This window comes from Marinifilum caeruleilacunae, from assembly GCF_013141825.1.
Classification (GTDB): domain Bacteria; phylum Bacteroidota; class Bacteroidia; order Bacteroidales; family Marinifilaceae; genus Marinifilum; species Marinifilum caeruleilacunae.
The window spans coordinates 1-1363 of the sequence record NZ_RZNH01000093.1 but is presented as its reverse complement, the minus strand read 5'-3'; the positions used below and the strand labels follow the sequence as shown (position 1 = coordinate 1363).

1 protein-coding gene is annotated in these 1363 nt (G+C 38.4%); it reads right to left on the bottom strand.

Annotation, left to right across the window (positions count from 1 at the left end):
• Positions 1–40 precede the first annotated feature (40 nt).
• On the bottom strand, positions 41–1243 hold the full coding sequence (locus ELS83_RS21625) for an IS256 family transposase (protein ID WP_171597620.1): 1203 nt from the start codon (positions 1241–1243) through the stop codon (positions 41–43).
• Positions 1244–1363 lie beyond the last annotated feature (120 nt).

Here is a 1363-nt window from a genome sequence, read left to right as displayed (position 1 = left end):
GACACTGTCCCACAAAGTGTGTAAATGAAATTTTAGAGGGTTAGGCGTTGAGCCTGACCCTTTCTTCAAATATAGTTAAAAACTGATTTAAGATCACTCCCCAGTTTCTGATTGGCATCGTCCATTTCTTTGTAGCTTCCCTTGTAGCCAGGTAAACAGACTTCATAACCGCTTCATCAGAAGGAAACGAGAGCTTGTTTTTCGTGTATTTCCTGATTTTTCCGTTCAAATTCTCAATCAGGTTGGTTGTATAAATGATTTTCCTGATTTCGATAGGGAATTCAAAAAACACTGTCAATTCTTCCCAGTTGTCTCTCCAGCTTTTAACAGCATAGGAGTACTTGGAGTTCCATTTGTTTGCAAAGTCCTCTAAAGCAGCTTCTGCAGCTGATTTGGTAGGTGCATCATAAATACATTTCATGTCTTTTGTGAACTCCTTTTTGTCTTTCCAAACCACGTATCTGCTGGAGTTCCTGATTTGATGTACCACGCAAATCTGCGTAGTAGCCTGAGGAAAAACATTTTTGATGGTATCGGTGAAACCATTCAGATTATCCGTTGCTGTGATCAGGATATCCCTGACTCCACGAGCCTTCATATCGGTAAGTACACTCATCCAGTAAGAGGATGATTCATTTTTACCTAACCATAGTCCCAGAACTTCTTTTTTACCATCTCTACGAAGCCCTACGGCAATGTATATGGTTTTATTTACCACCTTTGAGTTCTCCCGAACCTTAAAAACCATACCATCCATCCAGACGATTAAATAGACTGGTTCCAATGGTCTGTTTTGCCAAACAACAATATCATCTGTGATTTTACTGGTAATACGGGAAATGGCACTGGTGGAAATATCGAAGTCGTACATTTCCAGAATTTGTTGCTGGATATCATTATTGCTCATTCCTTTGGCGTAGAAAGACACAATGATATTTTCAAGCCCTTCAACCATGTTGCCTCGCTTTGGAATAATCATGGGATTAAAACTGGCATCCCGATCCCTGGGAACTTCAATTTCTGACTCTCCGTAGCTGGTTTTTATCTTCTTCTTCGAATAACCGTTACGTGAGTTACTTTCTTGTGATTTCTGATTCTTTTCATAGCCAAGGTGATCATCAAGTTCGCCTTCGAGCATCTTTTCAATACCTCGCTTCTGAATCCGTTTTAAAAAGTCATTTAGTTCTTTGCCTGTTTTGAATTGTTTGAAAAATTCATCCGACATAAAATCTTTTGCATCCATAATGTGTGATTTAAAAGTTTGACTTTCAACCTAAAGTTATTTCCGATTTTTTTCTTGAGCTAATTTTGGGCTCAGAAAAAATCAGAATAACTTTAGTTACACACTTTATGGGATACTACT

Bases quoted from the DNA above. Each gene is read 5' to 3' on its own strand.
- ELS83_RS21625 (WP_171597620.1), bottom strand. From the start codon at position 1,243: ATGGATGCAAAAGATTTTATGTCGGATGAATTTTTCAAACAATTCAAA.